The 14,025-nt window shown below is 65.4% G+C and carries 15 protein-coding genes and 1 tRNA gene; 6 read left to right on the top strand and 10 right to left on the bottom strand.

Annotated features, from left to right (window positions below; translation table 11 throughout):
- Positions 1–48: 48 nt before the first annotated feature.
- From AC5RTT_RS03010 to AC5RTT_RS03000, 3 genes are all read right to left on the bottom strand, one after another.
- Positions 49–1,113 carry a tRNA (adenine-N1)-methyltransferase gene (locus AC5RTT_RS03010; RefSeq protein WP_494009175.1) on the bottom strand — a complete coding sequence of 355 codons (1,065 nt, stop codon included), beginning with the start codon at positions 1,111–1,113 and terminating at the stop codon, positions 49–51.
- A 96-nt stretch (positions 1,114–1,209) separates the two neighbouring features.
- Positions 1,210–2,382: a site-2 protease family protein gene (locus AC5RTT_RS03005; RefSeq protein ID WP_494143956.1), complete on the bottom strand. Its 1,173-nt coding sequence runs from the start codon at positions 2,380–2,382 to the stop codon at positions 1,210–1,212.
- Positions 2,369–3,115 (bottom strand): HAD family hydrolase, encoded by a 747-nt coding sequence (locus AC5RTT_RS03000; protein ID WP_494143955.1) that lies wholly within the window; start codon positions 3,113–3,115, stop codon positions 2,369–2,371. The genes AC5RTT_RS03005 and AC5RTT_RS03000 overlap by 14 nt, the downstream gene beginning before the upstream one ends.
- Before the next feature lie 150 nt (positions 3,116–3,265).
- On the opposite strand from AC5RTT_RS03000, the gene AC5RTT_RS02995 reads away from it, so the two are divergent.
- Positions 3,266–4,171, top strand: coding sequence for a PAC2 family protein (locus AC5RTT_RS02995; RefSeq protein ID WP_494143954.1), 906 nt, complete (start codon positions 3,266–3,268; stop codon positions 4,169–4,171).
- 93 nt (positions 4,172–4,264) lie between these two features.
- Here AC5RTT_RS02995 and mshC read toward each other — a convergent pair whose 3' ends face one another.
- Both mshC and AC5RTT_RS02985 read right to left on the bottom strand, forming a co-directional pair.
- Complete coding sequence (gene mshC / locus AC5RTT_RS02990) at positions 4,265–5,542, bottom strand: cysteine--1-D-myo-inosityl 2-amino-2-deoxy-alpha-D-glucopyranoside ligase (protein WP_494143953.1); 1,278 nt, start codon at positions 5,540–5,542, stop codon at positions 4,265–4,267.
- A 15-nt stretch (positions 5,543–5,557) separates the two neighbouring features.
- The gene (locus AC5RTT_RS02985) at positions 5,558–6,391 is read right to left on the bottom strand and encodes an undecaprenyl-diphosphate phosphatase (protein WP_494143952.1); all 834 of its coding nucleotides are present in this window, start codon (positions 6,389–6,391) and stop codon (positions 5,558–5,560) included.
- A 52-nt stretch (positions 6,392–6,443) separates the two neighbouring features.
- Between AC5RTT_RS02985 and AC5RTT_RS02980 the strand changes: the two genes are divergently transcribed.
- The gene (locus AC5RTT_RS02980; RefSeq protein WP_494143951.1) at positions 6,444–7,379 is read left to right on the top strand and encodes an aldo/keto reductase; all 936 of its coding nucleotides are present in this window, start codon (positions 6,444–6,446) and stop codon (positions 7,377–7,379) included.
- A 27-nt stretch (positions 7,380–7,406) separates the two neighbouring features.
- Here the strand turns inward: AC5RTT_RS02980 and AC5RTT_RS02975 are convergent, their stop codons facing one another.
- Positions 7,407–7,670, bottom strand: coding sequence for a hypothetical protein (locus AC5RTT_RS02975; RefSeq protein ID WP_013600974.1), 264 nt, complete (start codon positions 7,668–7,670; stop codon positions 7,407–7,409).
- A gap of 39 nt (positions 7,671–7,709) precedes the next feature.
- Between AC5RTT_RS02975 and AC5RTT_RS02970 the strand changes: the two genes are divergently transcribed.
- Positions 7,710–7,943 carry a DUF5703 family protein gene (locus AC5RTT_RS02970; protein WP_494143950.1) on the top strand — a complete coding sequence of 78 codons (234 nt, stop codon included), beginning with the start codon at positions 7,710–7,712 and terminating at the stop codon, positions 7,941–7,943.
- 52 nt (positions 7,944–7,995) lie between these two features.
- On the opposite strand, the gene AC5RTT_RS02965 is transcribed toward AC5RTT_RS02970, so the two are convergent.
- On the bottom strand, positions 7,996–9,156 hold the full coding sequence (locus AC5RTT_RS02965) for an acyl-CoA dehydrogenase family protein (RefSeq protein WP_494143949.1): 1,161 nt from the start codon (positions 9,154–9,156) through the stop codon (positions 7,996–7,998).
- A 12-nt stretch (positions 9,157–9,168) separates the two neighbouring features.
- A complete protein-coding gene (locus AC5RTT_RS02960) occupies positions 9,169–10,473 on the bottom strand; it encodes a M20/M25/M40 family metallo-hydrolase (RefSeq protein ID WP_494143948.1) in 1,305 nt (434 codons plus the stop codon).
- 170 nt (positions 10,474–10,643) lie between these two features.
- On the opposite strand from AC5RTT_RS02960, the gene AC5RTT_RS02955 reads away from it, so the two are divergent.
- The 3 genes from AC5RTT_RS02955 to AC5RTT_RS02945 all read left to right on the top strand — a co-directional run bounded on the left by AC5RTT_RS02955 (position 10,644) and on the right by AC5RTT_RS02945 (position 11,657).
- Positions 10,644–10,726 (top strand) — tRNA-Leu (locus tag AC5RTT_RS02955).
- Positions 10,727–11,036: 310 nt separating this feature from the next.
- Entirely contained in the window at positions 11,037–11,396 is a 360-nt protein-coding gene (locus AC5RTT_RS02950) for a hypothetical protein (protein ID WP_494143947.1), read from the top strand.
- Positions 11,397–11,423: 27 nt separating this feature from the next.
- On the top strand, positions 11,424–11,657 hold the full coding sequence (locus AC5RTT_RS02945; RefSeq protein WP_494143946.1) for a hypothetical protein: 234 nt from the start codon (positions 11,424–11,426) through the stop codon (positions 11,655–11,657).
- 75 nt (positions 11,658–11,732) lie between these two features.
- On the opposite strand, the gene AC5RTT_RS02940 is transcribed toward AC5RTT_RS02945, so the two are convergent.
- Positions 11,733–12,338 (bottom strand): hypothetical protein, encoded by a 606-nt coding sequence (locus AC5RTT_RS02940; RefSeq protein ID WP_494143945.1) that lies wholly within the window; start codon positions 12,336–12,338, stop codon positions 11,733–11,735.
- A gap of 1,159 nt (positions 12,339–13,497) precedes the next feature.
- Positions 13,498–13,998 carry a DUF805 domain-containing protein gene (locus AC5RTT_RS02935; protein ID WP_494143944.1) on the bottom strand — a complete coding sequence of 167 codons (501 nt, stop codon included), beginning with the start codon at positions 13,996–13,998 and terminating at the stop codon, positions 13,498–13,500.
- Between the last annotated feature and the right edge of the window lie 27 nt (positions 13,999–14,025).

Genomic DNA, 14,025 nt, shown 5'->3' with positions numbered 1-14,025 from the left:
CATTAGCCCCAAGAAGGCAGGTAGGGACGGCGACTCCCGAAATGTGGACTAGTTCGTGACCTCAGGGCCGTCCTTGACATTGGTCCCGGCAATCGCGTCGCGGGCGGCGCGGCGCAGCTTCTTGTCGGACACCAGCCGCTCCCCCACGGCGCCGGGCGTCCAGGCGTTGACGTCTTCTTCGTTGAATTCGGTCTTTGACGGGCGGCGCTTGACCGAGATGCCGGTGACGCCGTCGGCCAGCCTGCGCGTGACCAGGAGGAAACCGGTGTGGGCCACCATGCGGTGGTCGGGGCGGACGGCCAGTCCCTCGAGGTGCCAGCCGCGGACCAGGGACTCCCAGGCGTCCGGTTCGGTGAAGCGCCCGTCTGCACGGATGGCTTCGGCCGTGCGGGAAAGCTGGGTGACCGTGGCGACGTAATTGATCCAGACGCCGCCGGGGGCCAGGACGGTGGCGACGGCGTCGAGGCACTCCCAAGGTGCCAGCATGTCCAGGACCACGCGGTCCACTGAGCCGGGCGCCTCGCTGCGGACCACTTCCTCCTGGAAGTCACCGAGCGAGATCTGCCATGCGGGGTGCGGGCCGCCGAAGATGGTTTCCACGTTTCCGCGGGCGATGTCCGCGAACTCCTCGCGCCGTTCGAAGGAGTGCAGGTAGCCCTGGTCGCCTACGGCGCGGAGCAGGGAGATGGAGAGGGCGCCGGAGCCCACACCTGCTTCCACCACGCGGGCGCCCGGAAAGATGTCCGCCATGGTGACGATCTGGCCGGCGTCCTTGGGGTAGACGACGGCCGCGCCCCGCGGCATGGACAGCACGAAGTCGGAGAGCAGCGGGCGCAGGGTCTGGTACTGCTGGCCAACGTTGTTGACCACCACGGAGCCGTCCACCTTGCCGATGATGTCGTCATGGTTGAGGAAGCCGCGGTGGGTGTGGAACGCGCCGCCGCGCTCAAGGGTGACGGTGTTCATGCGTCCGCGCTCGTCGGTGAGCTGGACGCGTTCGCCTTCCCGGAACGGCCCGCGGCGCCTGGCCGCTCCCACCGGCTGCGAGCTGCCGGCGGCGGCGCCGGACCCGGCTGCTGCTGTGGCGTCGTTGACGGCGGTTTCGCTGCTCATGATGTTCCTCGCTCCTGTAAACCTGTGGGCCGCGCAGAGATGTCCTGTGGCAGACATGGTGGCTTCTGCGGCGGCGATGCACACCGGCAGGTAACTCTACCGGTTCTGGCCCTGCGGGCGCCTATCGGGCCGCGGCCGCTTCCCCGTAATGGCTGCCAGCACCGCCTCCTGCGAGAGCAGGCCGGTGACCCTGCCGTTATGGTCGATCACGGCGTAGTGGTGCCCTGCCACCTGGGAAAGGAAGGTGATGAGCTCCTGTCCTTTCGCCCATTCCGGGACGTAGGCGCCGGGGGCCAGCGCAAAGGAGACTGCTGTAACGGGGGTGGAAGGGGCGGCAGCAGGCGGAACGGCAGCCAGTGCCGTGGCATCCACCACAGCCTGGGGCCGGCCGTCAGGTCCGTACACCACCACGAAGCTTTGTCCCGCGGCCCCGTGGCGCAGTGCGTCCTGGACCGTCGCGGTAGCGGGAAGTCCGACGGCGGGGCTCGCCAGGGCCTGCGCGCTGACCAGTGGCAGACGGCGGCGGAGCGTGCCCTGCTGGATTGAAGCGGAGGCGCCCATCCACAGGAACCCTCCCACCAGGACGGTGATCAGGACCAGGCTGAATTCAGGTTCTTCGCCGGCGAGCAGGGGGCGGAGAAGGAACCAGTACGCAATGGCGATCACGATGATACGGCCGCCCCAGCCGGCGGCGATGGTTCCCTTGGCTTGGCTTCCGGTGGCCTTCCAGACTGCAGACTCCACCAGCCGGCCGCCGTCGAGCGGCAGCCCGGGCAGCACGTTGAAAACGGCGATCAGGAAGTTGGCCCACATGAAAATGTTGATGAGGATATCCGCCACACTGCCCAGCGTTACAGAGGAAAGCAGCAGCCAGGCGCCGCCGGCCAGCACAAAGTTGGCTGCAGGCCCAGCCAGGGCCACCAGCACCGACCTTCCCGGCGAAGCGGTGAAGCTTTCGAACTGGGTGTGGCCGCCCCAGAGGTTAAGGACAATCTTCTGCGTGGGCCAGCCGTAGATCCTGGCGGTCAGGGCGTGGGCCAGTTCGTGGACAAGCACGGAAATCAGGAGCAGGACTGCGTAGGCGAACGCAATGATGTAGGCGCTGGCGCCGAGTGCAGGGTTGCTGCGGCTAAGGACCGGGCCGTAAGCGATCACTGTGAAGGCGGCGATGATGAACCACGAGTAGGCGAGCACCACGGGCACGCCGGCGATCCGGCCGAGCGGGATGCCTTCGCGGCGCACTGGAGTGGGAGTCTCAGTCACGGGCATGTCCGACGGCGGAGGCCGGCTCCCATGCGTTGCCTGCGGCAAGGGCCTGGCTTGCTGGCAGGAGGGCCTCCAGGTCAGGCAGGGACCGGCCGGAAAGGGAGTCCCACAGCGTGTAGCGGCTGTCCTCCGGCAGCGCAACAATGTGGGGTATGGCCACCGTGGGCACCCCAGAGGCAACGGCTGCTGCCACGCCCGGCGCCGAGTCCTCCAGCGCCACGCAATGCTGGATGCCCAGGTCCGGGTCGCGTTCCTGCAGCCGCTCCACCGCCGTAAGGTAGGCCTCGGGGTGGGGTTTTCCCCGGGACACGGTATCGCCGGTCACGAGGATTTCGAAGTACGGGCGGGGCAGGCTGTCCACCACCTGCCGTGCTAGGGGGCCCTCGGACATGGTGACCAGGGCGCACCGGACCCCGGCCTGGTGAAGCTCCTCAAGGAGTTCCCGTGCACCGGGCCGCCAGGGCACCTGCTGCCGTACGCTGCTGATGACCGTGGAGGTAAGGCTGTCGATGATCTCGCGGATCCCCATCCGGACCCCGGCCTCCTGGAGGAGCCCCGCCGAAAACGTGAGGGACTGACCCACCAGCTGCATGGCCTGTTCATGGGACCATGAGCCGCCATGGGCTTCCACGAGTGCGCGCTCCGCGGCGATCCAGTAGGGCTCGGTGTCCACGATGGTCCCGTCCATATCCCAGAGGACGGCTTTGAGCGGGGTACTTGAGGCAGGCGATCGCATGTGCCCAGTCTACGGGGACTTGCTGGACGGACTCTGTGGGCTTACGCCCTTGGCCGAATCCGGGATGGTTCCCGGCCGCTGGATGTGTATCCGGTGATTTGCGGCGCTTCAGTCATGCGCGGGGAAGCACCTTGGACGTAGGGTGAAGAAATGAATAGCTTCGAGGGAGACACCGACGCACCGGGTGCCGGACCCGAGCGGGAACGGTTCCTGCAGCCCGTGGCTGACGGGGAACGCGTAACCGTGATGCTTGCCGCCTTTGAAGGCTGGAACGACGCCGGGGAGGCGGCCAGCGATTCGCTGCGCTACCTGAACAAGCTGTGGGGTGGCAAGAAGGTGGCGTCCATAGACGCCGATGAGTACTACGACTTCCAGTTCACCCGCCCTACGGTCCGCAGGAATGCCGCCGGCGAACGCAAGATCAAGTGGCCCTCCACCCGTATCTACAAGGCAAGCGCACCCAACTCCAATGTGGACGTTATCTTCGTCCAGGGTACGGAGCCGTCTTATAAATGGCGCGCCTACACCGCCGAGTTGCTGGTGCATGCGGAAGCGCTGAACGTTGACTACGTGGTGTTGGTGGGTGCCCTGCTGGCGGACGTCCCGCACAGCCGGCCCATCCCGGTCAGCACGTCCTCCGACGATGCGCTGCTGCGGGAACGCATGAACCTTGAAGCCTCGCAGTACGAAGGTCCGGTGGGCATTGTGGGCGTTTTGGCCGAGGTGGCGCTTCTGGCGGGCATTCCCACCGTTTCGCTGTGGGCCGCCGTACCGCACTATGTGGCGCAGGCGCCGTCACCCAAGGCACAGCTGGCCCTCCTGCACCGGATCGAGGAACTGCTCCAGGTGCCGCTGGATACGCACGAGTTGGCAGAGGAAGCGGATGCCTGGGAGCGGGGCGTGGACGAACTTGCCACCGAAGACCCCGAGATCGCAGCGTATGTCCGTCAGCTGGAGGAAGCGAAGGACACCGCGGACCTGCCGGAAGCAACCGGGGAATCCATTGCCCGCGAGTTCGAGCGCTACCTGAAGAGACGGGGCCAGGACAGGCCCTGACCCGGCAAAACCCGATACAGCAAAGGGACCTGACGGGAAAAACGTTCCCGTCAAGTCCCTTTGCTGTTAAGCCCCGGAACCGTGCGTGAAGGCCTAGAGGCAGATGCCCAGGAGGGCGTCCACCGCATCCTTCACGAGGTCCCGGTCGGCGGGGCTGGCGGCAGCACCGCCGTCGTTCGCCTCGCGTGCCCACCGCGACACTGCGGCAACGGCCGCCGGTGCGTCAAGGTCAGCGGCCAGCGCAGCCCGCATGTCGGAGACCAGCGGTTCGGCGGAACCTGACGGGGCGTGCTCGAGGGCCCGGCGCCAGGCCGCGAGATCGGCTTTCGCAGCGCCAAAGCCTTCGTCAGTCCAGGACCAGTCGGAGCGGTAATGGTGGGCCAGGATGGCGAGCCGGATGGCGCCGGGGTCCTCCCCGGCGGCCCGCAGCTTGGAAACCAGCACCAGGTTGCCCTTGGATTTGCTCATTTTCTCGCCGTCGAGCCCCACCATGCCCGCATGCGCGAAGTGCCTGGCCAGCGGCACACCCGCGAGCGAGAACGCGTGGCCGGCACCCATTTCGTGGTGCGGGAAGATCAGGTCAGAGCCGCCGCCCTGGACGGTGAACGGGGACGGCAGGTACTTCTGCGCGATCACTGTGCATTCGATGTGCCAGCCGGGCCGTCCCGCGCCGAGGCTGCCGCCGGGCCAGCTCGGCTCGCCGTCGCGTGCCACGCGCCACAGCAGGGGGTCAAGGGCCTGGCGCTTGCCTGCACGGCCGGGATCGCCGCCGCGTTCCGCGAAAAGCTCCAGCATTTCGCTCTCCGGCAGTCCGGAAATGCTGCCCAGGCTCCATGCTCCCGGTGCCACAGACTGCTTGCCGGCCGCTTCGACGTCGTAATAGACGTCACCATCCGGCTCCCCGTTGGTGCCCTCAACCGTGTAGGCCAGGCCGAGGCTGACCAGCCGCTCCACCTCGGGCACGATCAGCCCAATGGATTCAACCGCACCCACGTAATGGTCCGGGGAGAGGACGTTGAGCGCTTCCATGTCAGTCTGGAACAGCTCAATCTGGCTGGCGGCGAGGTCCCGCCAGTCCACTCCGGTGGCCGTGGCCCGTTCCAGCAGCGGATCGTCGACGTCGGTCACGTTCTGGACGTAGGAGACTTCCTTGCCAGCATCGCGCCACGCCCTGTTGAGCAGGTCGAAGGCCACGTAGCTGGCTGCGTGGCCCATGTGCGTGGCGTCATAAGGGGTGATGCCGCAGACGTACATGGACGGCCGGGCCTCAGGCTCAAGTTCCACCTCGCGGCCTGCCGCGGTATCGAACAACCGGATGGCAGGCATGCTTCCGGGCAGGGCAGGAACGGGGCGGGAAGACCAGGATTTCACACACCAAGCCTAGTGCTAGGCGCTGATGACTCCGAAACCGAGCAGCAGGTACAGGCCCAGGCCCAGCAATATGCGGTACCAGACGAACAGGCGGTAGCTGCGGGTGGAGACGAATTTCAGGAACCAGCCGATGATGATGTAGCCCACCACGAAGGCGATGGCCGTCGCCAGGGCCGTTTCAGGCAGTCCGTAGGGTCCGGTGATGCCTTCCTTGGAGACCACCTTGTACAGCTGGTAGAGCCCGCTGCCGAATACTGCGGGGATGGCGAGAAGGAAGGAGTAGCGCGCTGCGGCCTCACGGGTATATCCCATGAGCAGGCCGAGCGTGATGGTGCCGCCGGACCGGGAGACGCCGGGAATCAGTGCCATGGCCTGCGCGAACCCGTAGAGGATGCCGTGCTTGTAGGTGAGGTGGTTGAGGTCGCGCTTCTGCTTGCCGACCGCGTCAGCGATGGCCAGGAAGAGGCCGAAGACGATGAGCATGGTGGCCACGATCCACATGCTGCGCAGCACCGACTCGATCTGATCCTGGAACAGCAGGCCGAGCACGATGATGGGAAGGCTGCCCAGGATGACCAGCCAGCCCATCCGGGCGTCGGGATCCTGCCGGGACACTTGTCCACGCAGAGAACCTGCCCAGGCTTTGGCGATCCGGACGATGTCCCGCCAGAAATACACCAGCACAGCCGTTTCGGTACCCAGTTGGGTGATGGCGGTGAAGGCTGCCCCCGGGTCAGCGGCGTTGGGAAGGAATTGACCCACGATCCGCAGATGCGCGCTAGAAGAAATTGGAAGAAATTCGGTCAGTCCCTGCACAAGGCCCAGCAGGGCCACCTCAAACCAGTTCACGCTAAGACCCTACGGCATGGGTACGGGTGGTTCTGCCCGTAAGCTTGCTGCTATGCAGCAGCGTTACGTCGGCAACAGTGGATTGCGTGTTTCAGCCCTCTCGCTCGGCACCATGGACTGGGCCGGCGAGACCGACGAACAGGACGCTTCCGAGCTGCTGCGCACCTTCCTCAACGCCGGCGGGCGGCACGTGGATACGGCAGCCTCCTACTCCGAAGGACGCGCCGAAGCCATGCTGGGTTCGCTGCTGGGCGACGTGGTGGCCCGGACCGAGGTCACCATCTCCACCAAGGCGGGAATGACGACGCCGGATGGCCGTCGCGCCGTCGATACCTCCCGTAACGCGATGCTCACCGGGCTGGAGGCCAGCCTGGCCAGGCTCGGCACCGATTACGTGGACATCTGGTTCGCCCAGGCCTGGGACGGGAACGTTCCGCTGGAGGAAACCCTGTCTGCCCTGGAGTATGCGGTCCGGACAGGCAGGGCCCGGTACGCGGGTGTGTCCAATTTCACCGGCTGGCAGGCGGCGAAGGCGGCGGCTGTTGCGGGCTTCCCGCTGGTGGCGGTGCAGGCGGAATATTCGTTCGTCCAGCGGAAGCCGGAAGCCGAGCTCATTCCGGCCGTGGAGGATGCCGGCCTGGGCCTGATGGCCTGGGCTCCGCTGGGCCGCGGCGTCCTGACCGGAAAGTACCGCGGCAGCATTCCGTCCGGGTCCCGGGGCGCTTCCGCTTCCGGGGCGGCGTATGTGGAGCCGTACCTGGCAGAGCAGCCCTCCCGGACGGTAGAAGCGGTCTGCATGGCAGCAAAAGGGCTGGGCAGGTCACCGCAGGATGTGGCGCTTAGCTGGCTGCTGTCGCAGCATGGCGTGTCCACCGCGATCGTGGGCGCACGGACACCCGTGCAGCTGAAGGAAATACTGGAGGCGCAACTTGCGCCGCTGCCGCCTGAAATTGCCCTGGCCTTGGAGGACGTGTCCGCGGTGCGGTAGCTTCAGTCCGATCCGCTGTCCCGGGAGTTACTCCTCGACGATCTCCAGATCCTCGTCGTCCACGTCGCTCTCCTCGTCCTCTTCGTCCTCGTCATCAAAGACCTGCAGCGGGGTTACTTCGTTGTAGGCCTCGTACAGTGCATCTTCATAAACTTCGAACGCATCTGCCACTGCGAAAAATGCTGCCTCAACGGACGGATCACCATCTCCGCGGCGGTTGGATGCTGCTATAAGGTGTTCTTCCAAAGCGGTGGTCAGGGACGAAAGCGCGACACGCGGATCGATGCTCATGACTTCACGTTAGCCGGAAAAGGACGAAAATGGAGAGCAATGAAGGAACAATTTCTCACCAGCTCGGTCCAGCGGGAACGGGACTATTTGAGGCAGTACGAGTACCTCGTACTGACGGTGAGTGCCGACGATTCGCTTCATGACGCACGGCGCCGCCTGGTGGAACACTCCGAGTACGGCAAGTGGGAACTGGAACGCAGCAAGCTGTATGTGGGCGGCGGCCGGCGGTTCTGGCTCCGCCGCAAGGTGTTGCAGGTCCAGCGGACCGTCTAGGCATTCATCCGCCCAGCGGACCGTCTAGGCATTCATCCGCCCAGCGGACCGTCTAGTTCTCGAGTGGCCCCAGCCAGGCGTTCGCCACCGTGTTGTGGGCTGATTCGTCGTCGGACGGGTGGAACATGCCGGCGAGGACATCCCGGTAGAGCCGCTCAAGTTCGGAACCACGGAAATAGCTGGATCCGCCGCTGACCCGGATGGCCAGGTCCACCACCCGCCGGGCCGTCTCGGTCGCATTGACCTTTAGCCCCACCAGCTTCGGGAACCACTGGGCGCCATGGTCAGCAACGGCGTCCACGTCCGCGGCCACCGATTTCAAATGCGGGTAAAGGTTGTCCATGGCCATTGCTGCCTCGGCAACCTTCCAGCGGATGTCCGGATCCTGGGCGTAACTCCGGCCGCCGTTCTTGAATGAGGTGCGGCGCGTAACGGTTTCGACGCCCACAGCCAGCGCCCGCTCCCCCAGTCCCGTGTAGACGGCGGCCAGCAGCGTTTCAAAGCAGGCAAAGATGGCGAAGACCAGGGGATCCGGGTTGGGCCCGACGGGAAGCTTGCGGAAGATCCGTTCCGCAGGGACCTGCACGCCCTCGAGGACAGTGGTGGCGGACTGGCTGGCACGCATGCCCAGGGTGTCCCAGTCATCGAGGATGCGGTAGCCGGCCGTCTCGCGGGTGATGAACCCGTGGACGAGTTCGCCGTCGCCGCCCCTTGCCTCCGGATCCTTTCCGAAAATCCCCAGCCGCGTCCAGGCCGGTGACAGGCTGGTGAAGATCTTCGTGCCCGTGAACGAGTAACCGCCATCCGGAAGAGGAGCAGCTTCGGTGCGGGAATCGAAAAGGACCGCGTCGTTTCCAGCCTCGGAATTGCCGAATGCGAAGACCTCGCCCTCTGCCGCTTCCTTGAGGACGAACTCCAGCGAGCTGTCCCCGCGGGTCTTCAGGACATGGGCGACGCCGGTCCATACCAGGTGCATATTCACGGCCAGGGCGGTGGCCGGGGCAGCCGTTGCGAGCCTTCGCTGGCACTGCGCCGCCGCTTCCAGGCCAAAGCCCATGCCGCCGTCGGACGCGGAGACAAACAACTTCAGGTGACCTGCGGCAGCAAGCTCCTGCAGGTCCTCGTGGAAAAAGCTGTTGTCCCGGTCGTAGCCGGCTGCCCTATTGCGGATCCGTTCCAGGAGGGAGTCCGGCAGCACGTCTTCAGGCGTCATCGGCTTCCTTGGTCAGTAGTTGGTGAGCAAGGTGTTGAGGACCCTGGCGCCGAACTTGAGCGAGTCCGCGGGAACGCGCTCATCGACGCCGTGGAACATGCCGGTGAAGTCGAGTTCGTCCGGCAGCATCAGGGGTGCGAAGCCGTAGCCGGTGATGCCCAGCCTGCTGAGGGATTTGTTGTCCGTGCCACCGGACAGGGTGTAGGGCAGTACCTTGGCTCCGGGGTCTTCGGAGTGGAGGGCGTCGATCATCGCGTCCACGAGGTTCCCGGCGAAGGGCACCTCAAGGGAAACATCCTGGTGGACGTAGCTGACATCGACGCCGGTTCCGGCCAGTTCGCGGACGATCTCCAGGACCTGCTCCTGCTGGCCGGGCAGGGTCCGGCAGTCTATGAGGGCTTCTGCCGATTCTGGGATGACATTGTGCTTGTAGCCACCCTTGAGCAGGGTGGGGTTGGTGGTGTTCTGGAGGGTGGCGCCCACGAAACGTGACACCGTGCCCAGCTGGTCAAGCAGGCGGTCCGGATTGTCGGCGTCGAACTCCACTCCCGTGAGTTCGGTCACGCCGTCAAGGAACTGGCGCGTGGTGGACGTCAGTTCGATGGGCCACTTGTACTCGCCGATGCGGGTGACGGCCGCGGCCAGGCGGGTGACGGCGTTGTCCGTGCTGATCTGGGAGCCGTGGCCGGCGCGGCCGTGCGCCACGAGGCGGAGCCAGGAGATGCCCTTTTCCGCCGTCTGCAGGAGGTAGGTGCGCTGGCCGCCTATAGTGGCGGAGAACCCGCCCACCTCCGAGATCGCTTCCGTGGCCCCCTCGAAGAGTTCGGGGCGCTTGTCCACAGCGTAGCGGGCGCCCAGGGCCCCGCCTGCTTCCTCATCGGCGAAGAAGGCGAAGATGATGTCCCGCTTGGGCTTCTTTCCTGTCCGGGCGAAGCTGCGCAGGACGGAAAGGATCATGGCGTCCATGTCCTTCATGTCGACGGCGCCGCGTCCCCAGATCAGCCCGTCCTTCAGTTCGGCACCGAACGGGTCCACAGACCACTGGTCGCGAAGGGCGGGGACGACGTCCAGGTGGCCGTGCACCACCAGGGCGCTGGCGGACGGATCCTCGCCTGCCAGGCGGGTCACCACGTTCGCCCTGCCCGGGGCGGACTCGAAGATTTCTGCGTCCAGGCCCACTTCCTCGATCAGCCCGGCGGCGTATTCAGCGGCCGCCCGCTCCCCCGGCACGGACCCGTCCCCGTAGTTCGAGGTATCGATCCGGATGAGTTCCTGGCAGATCCGGACAACTTCATCCTCGGGCAGGACGTCAGGCATTGAGAGCTCCTCGTTAGGGAATGACTGGCTGGCACGGGCGGAAACCGCTGCCCTCAGCCTACCCAAATGGCCCGATTCGTTGTTCCCGGAAAGTCGTGTTAGAGTTTTTCTCGCTGCTTCGGAGAGGCGCGAAACACCGGAAGGTGTGAACGGCTCCCGGAATACCACCTGCGCGGGTGGCGGAATGGCAGACGCGCTAGCTTGAGGTGCTAGTCCTCGAAAGGGGGTGGGGGTTCAAGTCCCCCTCCGCGCACAAACGGAAGCCCCGGAAAATCACAGATTTTCCGGGGCTTCTTCGTGCCCTCCCCCATACCCTCTCGGGCAGGGTGTGTTGGATACGACATTGCCGCAGGTCCCCGTCCTCCGGATGCGCGTTTGCCGCTCCCGTGCCGGGGAGTAGCGGGTGAGTGACCGCGGCGCGGGCGCAAAAACACCGGATCCGCTCATGCCACACCTAAGCTGGTCCAGTGGATCCGAGTCCCTCCCCCAGCCCCGTCCAAGTCATAGTGGACACCGGTCCGGCTGAGTGGTGACAGATTCTGGCGGCCCTGGGTCCGCTGGCCGTGCTGCTTGGTGCCCTGCTTGCCGCTTTCATCGGGTGGAACACCCTCCGGCAGCGGACCACGGCCGACGAGAAGGCCCTCGCGCAGAAACGGGAGGCTGACAACCGGGCAGAATGGTGGAAGCGTACGCAGTGGGCGATCGACAGCTCGATGTCCGACGAGCCTGACCGGGCGAAGCTGGGGCTTCGGGTGATGTCGGTTCTGGCCGAGAGCACCCTTGCGGGGCCGGAGGAACTGCAGATCATCACGTCCGCGTGGGTGGACCCGCTGGAGGTAGCCGAGCAAACCCGGGCGGAATTGCGTCACCAGGCGCGTCCGGGCAGGGTGGACGATGGGCCGGAACCGGGCGACAATGAATGAACAACCAAGGATGAGGTGTAGGAGGCGATGAGCATGATGACCGCCCCGGAATCAGACCGCGACCATGACTCGAATGGCGCCGCGGTGAAAGAACCCAAGCATGCCGCTGGCTCCGCGAAACTCTCCCACCGGCCCGCGTCCTATGACCGCGGTGTGCAGATCGCGGCTGCTCAGTTGAGGCTGGTGACTGACCGCCGGCTCGGAAGAACCACTCCGGAGTGGATCAAGGAACTCGCCCGGGAAGAACCGCAGGCGTCATAACACGAACTTTCCACACGGAAGAGCCAGCTCCACCGCGAACGGGGGCTGGCTCTTCTTGTTGCGGAGTCTGCTACGTCAACATTTGAGTGGAACCCGGCCAGGGCGGTCAGCAGCCTGTCCCCCATTCAAAACAGCTGTAGTGCCTCCTGCAACATCCGGTTGGCCCTGGGACTCAAAGCGCTCGTCGCCGATCAGGTATGCCCAAACGGCCGTGCCCACAACTTCACGCCGGTCCAGCCAACTCAAGGCCTTAGCCGTCACTGCCGCTTCGTATTTCTCGTCAGCCCGCGAGTCCTGGCTATGTAGTGTCTTCAGGATCTTGCCGGCCTGTGCGTGCGTATCCCCGTCCAGTTCAAGTCCGGTGCCCCCGACCAGTTTCCCGTCCAGGTACTCAAGAACCAGAAGGTTCAGCTCCCGGCTGGAGTCCAGCAGCCGGGCCACCCGGCCCTGGCTGACCAGGGGCCCGATGTAGGAGGAGTGGGCCGTGATTTCCCGGCCAATATGGTGGTTGTCCTGCCCTGCAGCTTTGACGATGACATCCGTATCGCCGTCGCGTACGTGCAGTACTTTGGTGTCCACCTGGCACCATGACAGGTCAGCGATGAGCTCGGGCGAGCCGTGCCGGGAGCTGACCAATTCTGCCTGCTGCTGTGACAACCGCCCGGCATCCCATCGCCCCATGCGTCGGAGCCTACCAACATGTCGCCCCGGAAGCGCAGGTGGTTGTTTTGAACAACCTGGGTGCCCACCATGGAAACGTGGACATGAAGCACAGCCGGCACGGACCTGCGTTTGCGCTCTGCCTGCTGAGCCTGCTTTGCAGCACTGCCGGGTGCGTCTATGACTACCCCGAGCCCTTGGAGCCCACTGCTTCCGGACCGCCGGTTACGCCAACAGCAGGCCGCCCGTCTCAAACAGCCACCCTCGAGCCTTACAGCGATCCGCAGATCCTGGAGCAGGAGGCCCAAAATTACGCTGAGCTGTACCGGCTCCTTAGGGCATCGCCGGGTCCAGTCCTCCTCTTTGAGGTAGGGCCACTGGACGGACCTGTCAGGGGCTTCGGCGCGACGGCTGCGGTGCCTGCCTCCGGGCGGTACACCGTCACAGCAGCCTGCGTCGGCGCCTCCGGGGCGAGGGTCTCGGTGGGCCAGGAGCATCCAGGGGCCCCTTTTCGGCCGGTGGAACTCGCGCTGGACTGCACCGGAACCACTTCCGAAGTTATGACCCTTCAACAGGGGTCCGTGTTTGCTCATCTGGTGTTGCCCGGCCCGGGAGATACGCCGTGGACCGGGGCAGTGGGCGGCGTCCGTGTGACTGGGGCGGGTTGACGCGTCTAACGTTCCCTCTGTGCTTACTCCCCGTCGTCCTTGGACTCGGGCCGGTATCGGTGGCCCATGGCAGCGCAAAAATCATGATCGGATAACACCCGTCGAGCTGCCATTACGGGTCCGTAACCCTTGGCGCCGGAGCAGCTTTCAGTGGCACACCTGCTCCTACACTGAGCCATGGATACGATCACTGGTGTGGCCCTCATTATCGGGGGCGCCTTGGCCTGGATAGGCATGACGGTTTTCGTTATCCTGAGGCTGCGGCGCCGCCGGAACGGGTCGACCCTCGTGGCCTCCGCTCCCCGGCCTGCTGACAGCGGGAGCCTGCACTACAGGCCCTGGCGGCGCGTCCGTCCAGCGACGACGCGGACTTCCCCCCGTCGCCACCACAGACCGCGCCTGAAAAAAGTCCGGTGATGACCCTTTCCGCTCTCCGCCGCAAACCCCAACAGTTTGCTGGCAGCAAAAAGCCCGCCTCCAGGGAAGCGGGCTTCTTGCTGCTTAGGCCGGGGCTAATAGCCAACCGGCCGGTCGAAGCGCTGCCCGGCAGGGTTGGACGGCAGGATCGCCATAACGATCAGGGCCAGTGCGCCGAGGAATGGCACCAGAATCAGCAGGGCCACCCAGCCGCTCAGGTTGGCATCATGCAGTCGGCGGACCAGCAGGGCGATGGACGGAACAATGACGGCCAGTCCCCATACGATCAAAAGGATGCTCCCCACGAGCGCTCCGGGGCCGGGAACCGGCGTGCCGTCGGCTGTCACCGTGGATCCGGCAGCGCCGGCCACGGAGGTGATGACGTTGAGGACGGCTCCTACGGCAAAGGCAACAAGCGCCCACCACCAGTATTCGCTCCGGCTGGCCCGGCCGGAGAAGGTGGCGTACTTCTTGAAAAAGCGCCGGACGGCCACGGGCAGCGTGGCCCCGTAGTAGGGCGCCCACAGCGGCGGCTCCCCGGCCGTGCCGGGCTGGTAGGACTGTTGCTGCTGGCTCGGGTATTGCGGATAGCTCATGGTTTCCCCCGGAAGTTTGTTGAGTGA

Source organism: Arthrobacter sp. Y3221157, assembly GCF_059089865.1.
This window is presented reverse-complemented; position numbering and strand designations above follow the sequence as displayed.

Excerpts from the sequence above, each read along its gene's own strand:
- AC5RTT_RS03010 (WP_494009175.1), bottom strand. The coding sequence starts at position 1,113 with ATGAGCAGCGAAACCGCCGTCAACGACGCCACAGCAGCAGCCGGGTCC.
- AC5RTT_RS02965 (WP_494143949.1), bottom strand. The coding sequence starts at position 9,156 with ATGACGCCTGAAGACGTGCTGCCGGACTCCCTCCTGGAACGGATCCGC.
- AC5RTT_RS02960 (WP_494143948.1), bottom strand. The coding sequence starts at position 10,473 with ATGCCTGACGTCCTGCCCGAGGATGAAGTTGTCCGGATCTGCCAGGAA.
- AC5RTT_RS02935 (WP_494143944.1), bottom strand. The coding sequence starts at position 13,998 with ATGAGCTATCCGCAATACCCGAGCCAGCAGCAACAGTCCTACCAGCCC.
- AC5RTT_RS02975 (WP_013600974.1), bottom strand. The coding sequence starts at position 7,670 with ATGAGCATCGATCCGCGTGTCGCGCTTTCGTCCCTGACCACCGCTTTG.
- AC5RTT_RS02945 (WP_494143946.1), top strand. The coding sequence starts at position 11,424 with ATGAGCATGATGACCGCCCCGGAATCAGACCGCGACCATGACTCGAAT.
- AC5RTT_RS03005 (WP_494143956.1), bottom strand. The coding sequence starts at position 2,382 with ATGCCCGTGACTGAGACTCCCACTCCAGTGCGCCGCGAAGGCATCCCG.
- AC5RTT_RS03000 (WP_494143955.1), bottom strand. The coding sequence starts at position 3,115 with ATGCGATCGCCTGCCTCAAGTACCCCGCTCAAAGCCGTCCTCTGGGAT.
- AC5RTT_RS02995 (WP_494143954.1), top strand. The coding sequence starts at position 3,266 with ATGAATAGCTTCGAGGGAGACACCGACGCACCGGGTGCCGGACCCGAG.
- AC5RTT_RS02970 (WP_494143950.1), top strand. The coding sequence starts at position 7,710 with ATGAAGGAACAATTTCTCACCAGCTCGGTCCAGCGGGAACGGGACTAT.
- AC5RTT_RS02940 (WP_494143945.1), bottom strand. The coding sequence starts at position 12,338 with ATGGGGCGATGGGATGCCGGGCGGTTGTCACAGCAGCAGGCAGAATTG.
- AC5RTT_RS02980 (WP_494143951.1), top strand. The coding sequence starts at position 6,444 with ATGCAGCAGCGTTACGTCGGCAACAGTGGATTGCGTGTTTCAGCCCTC.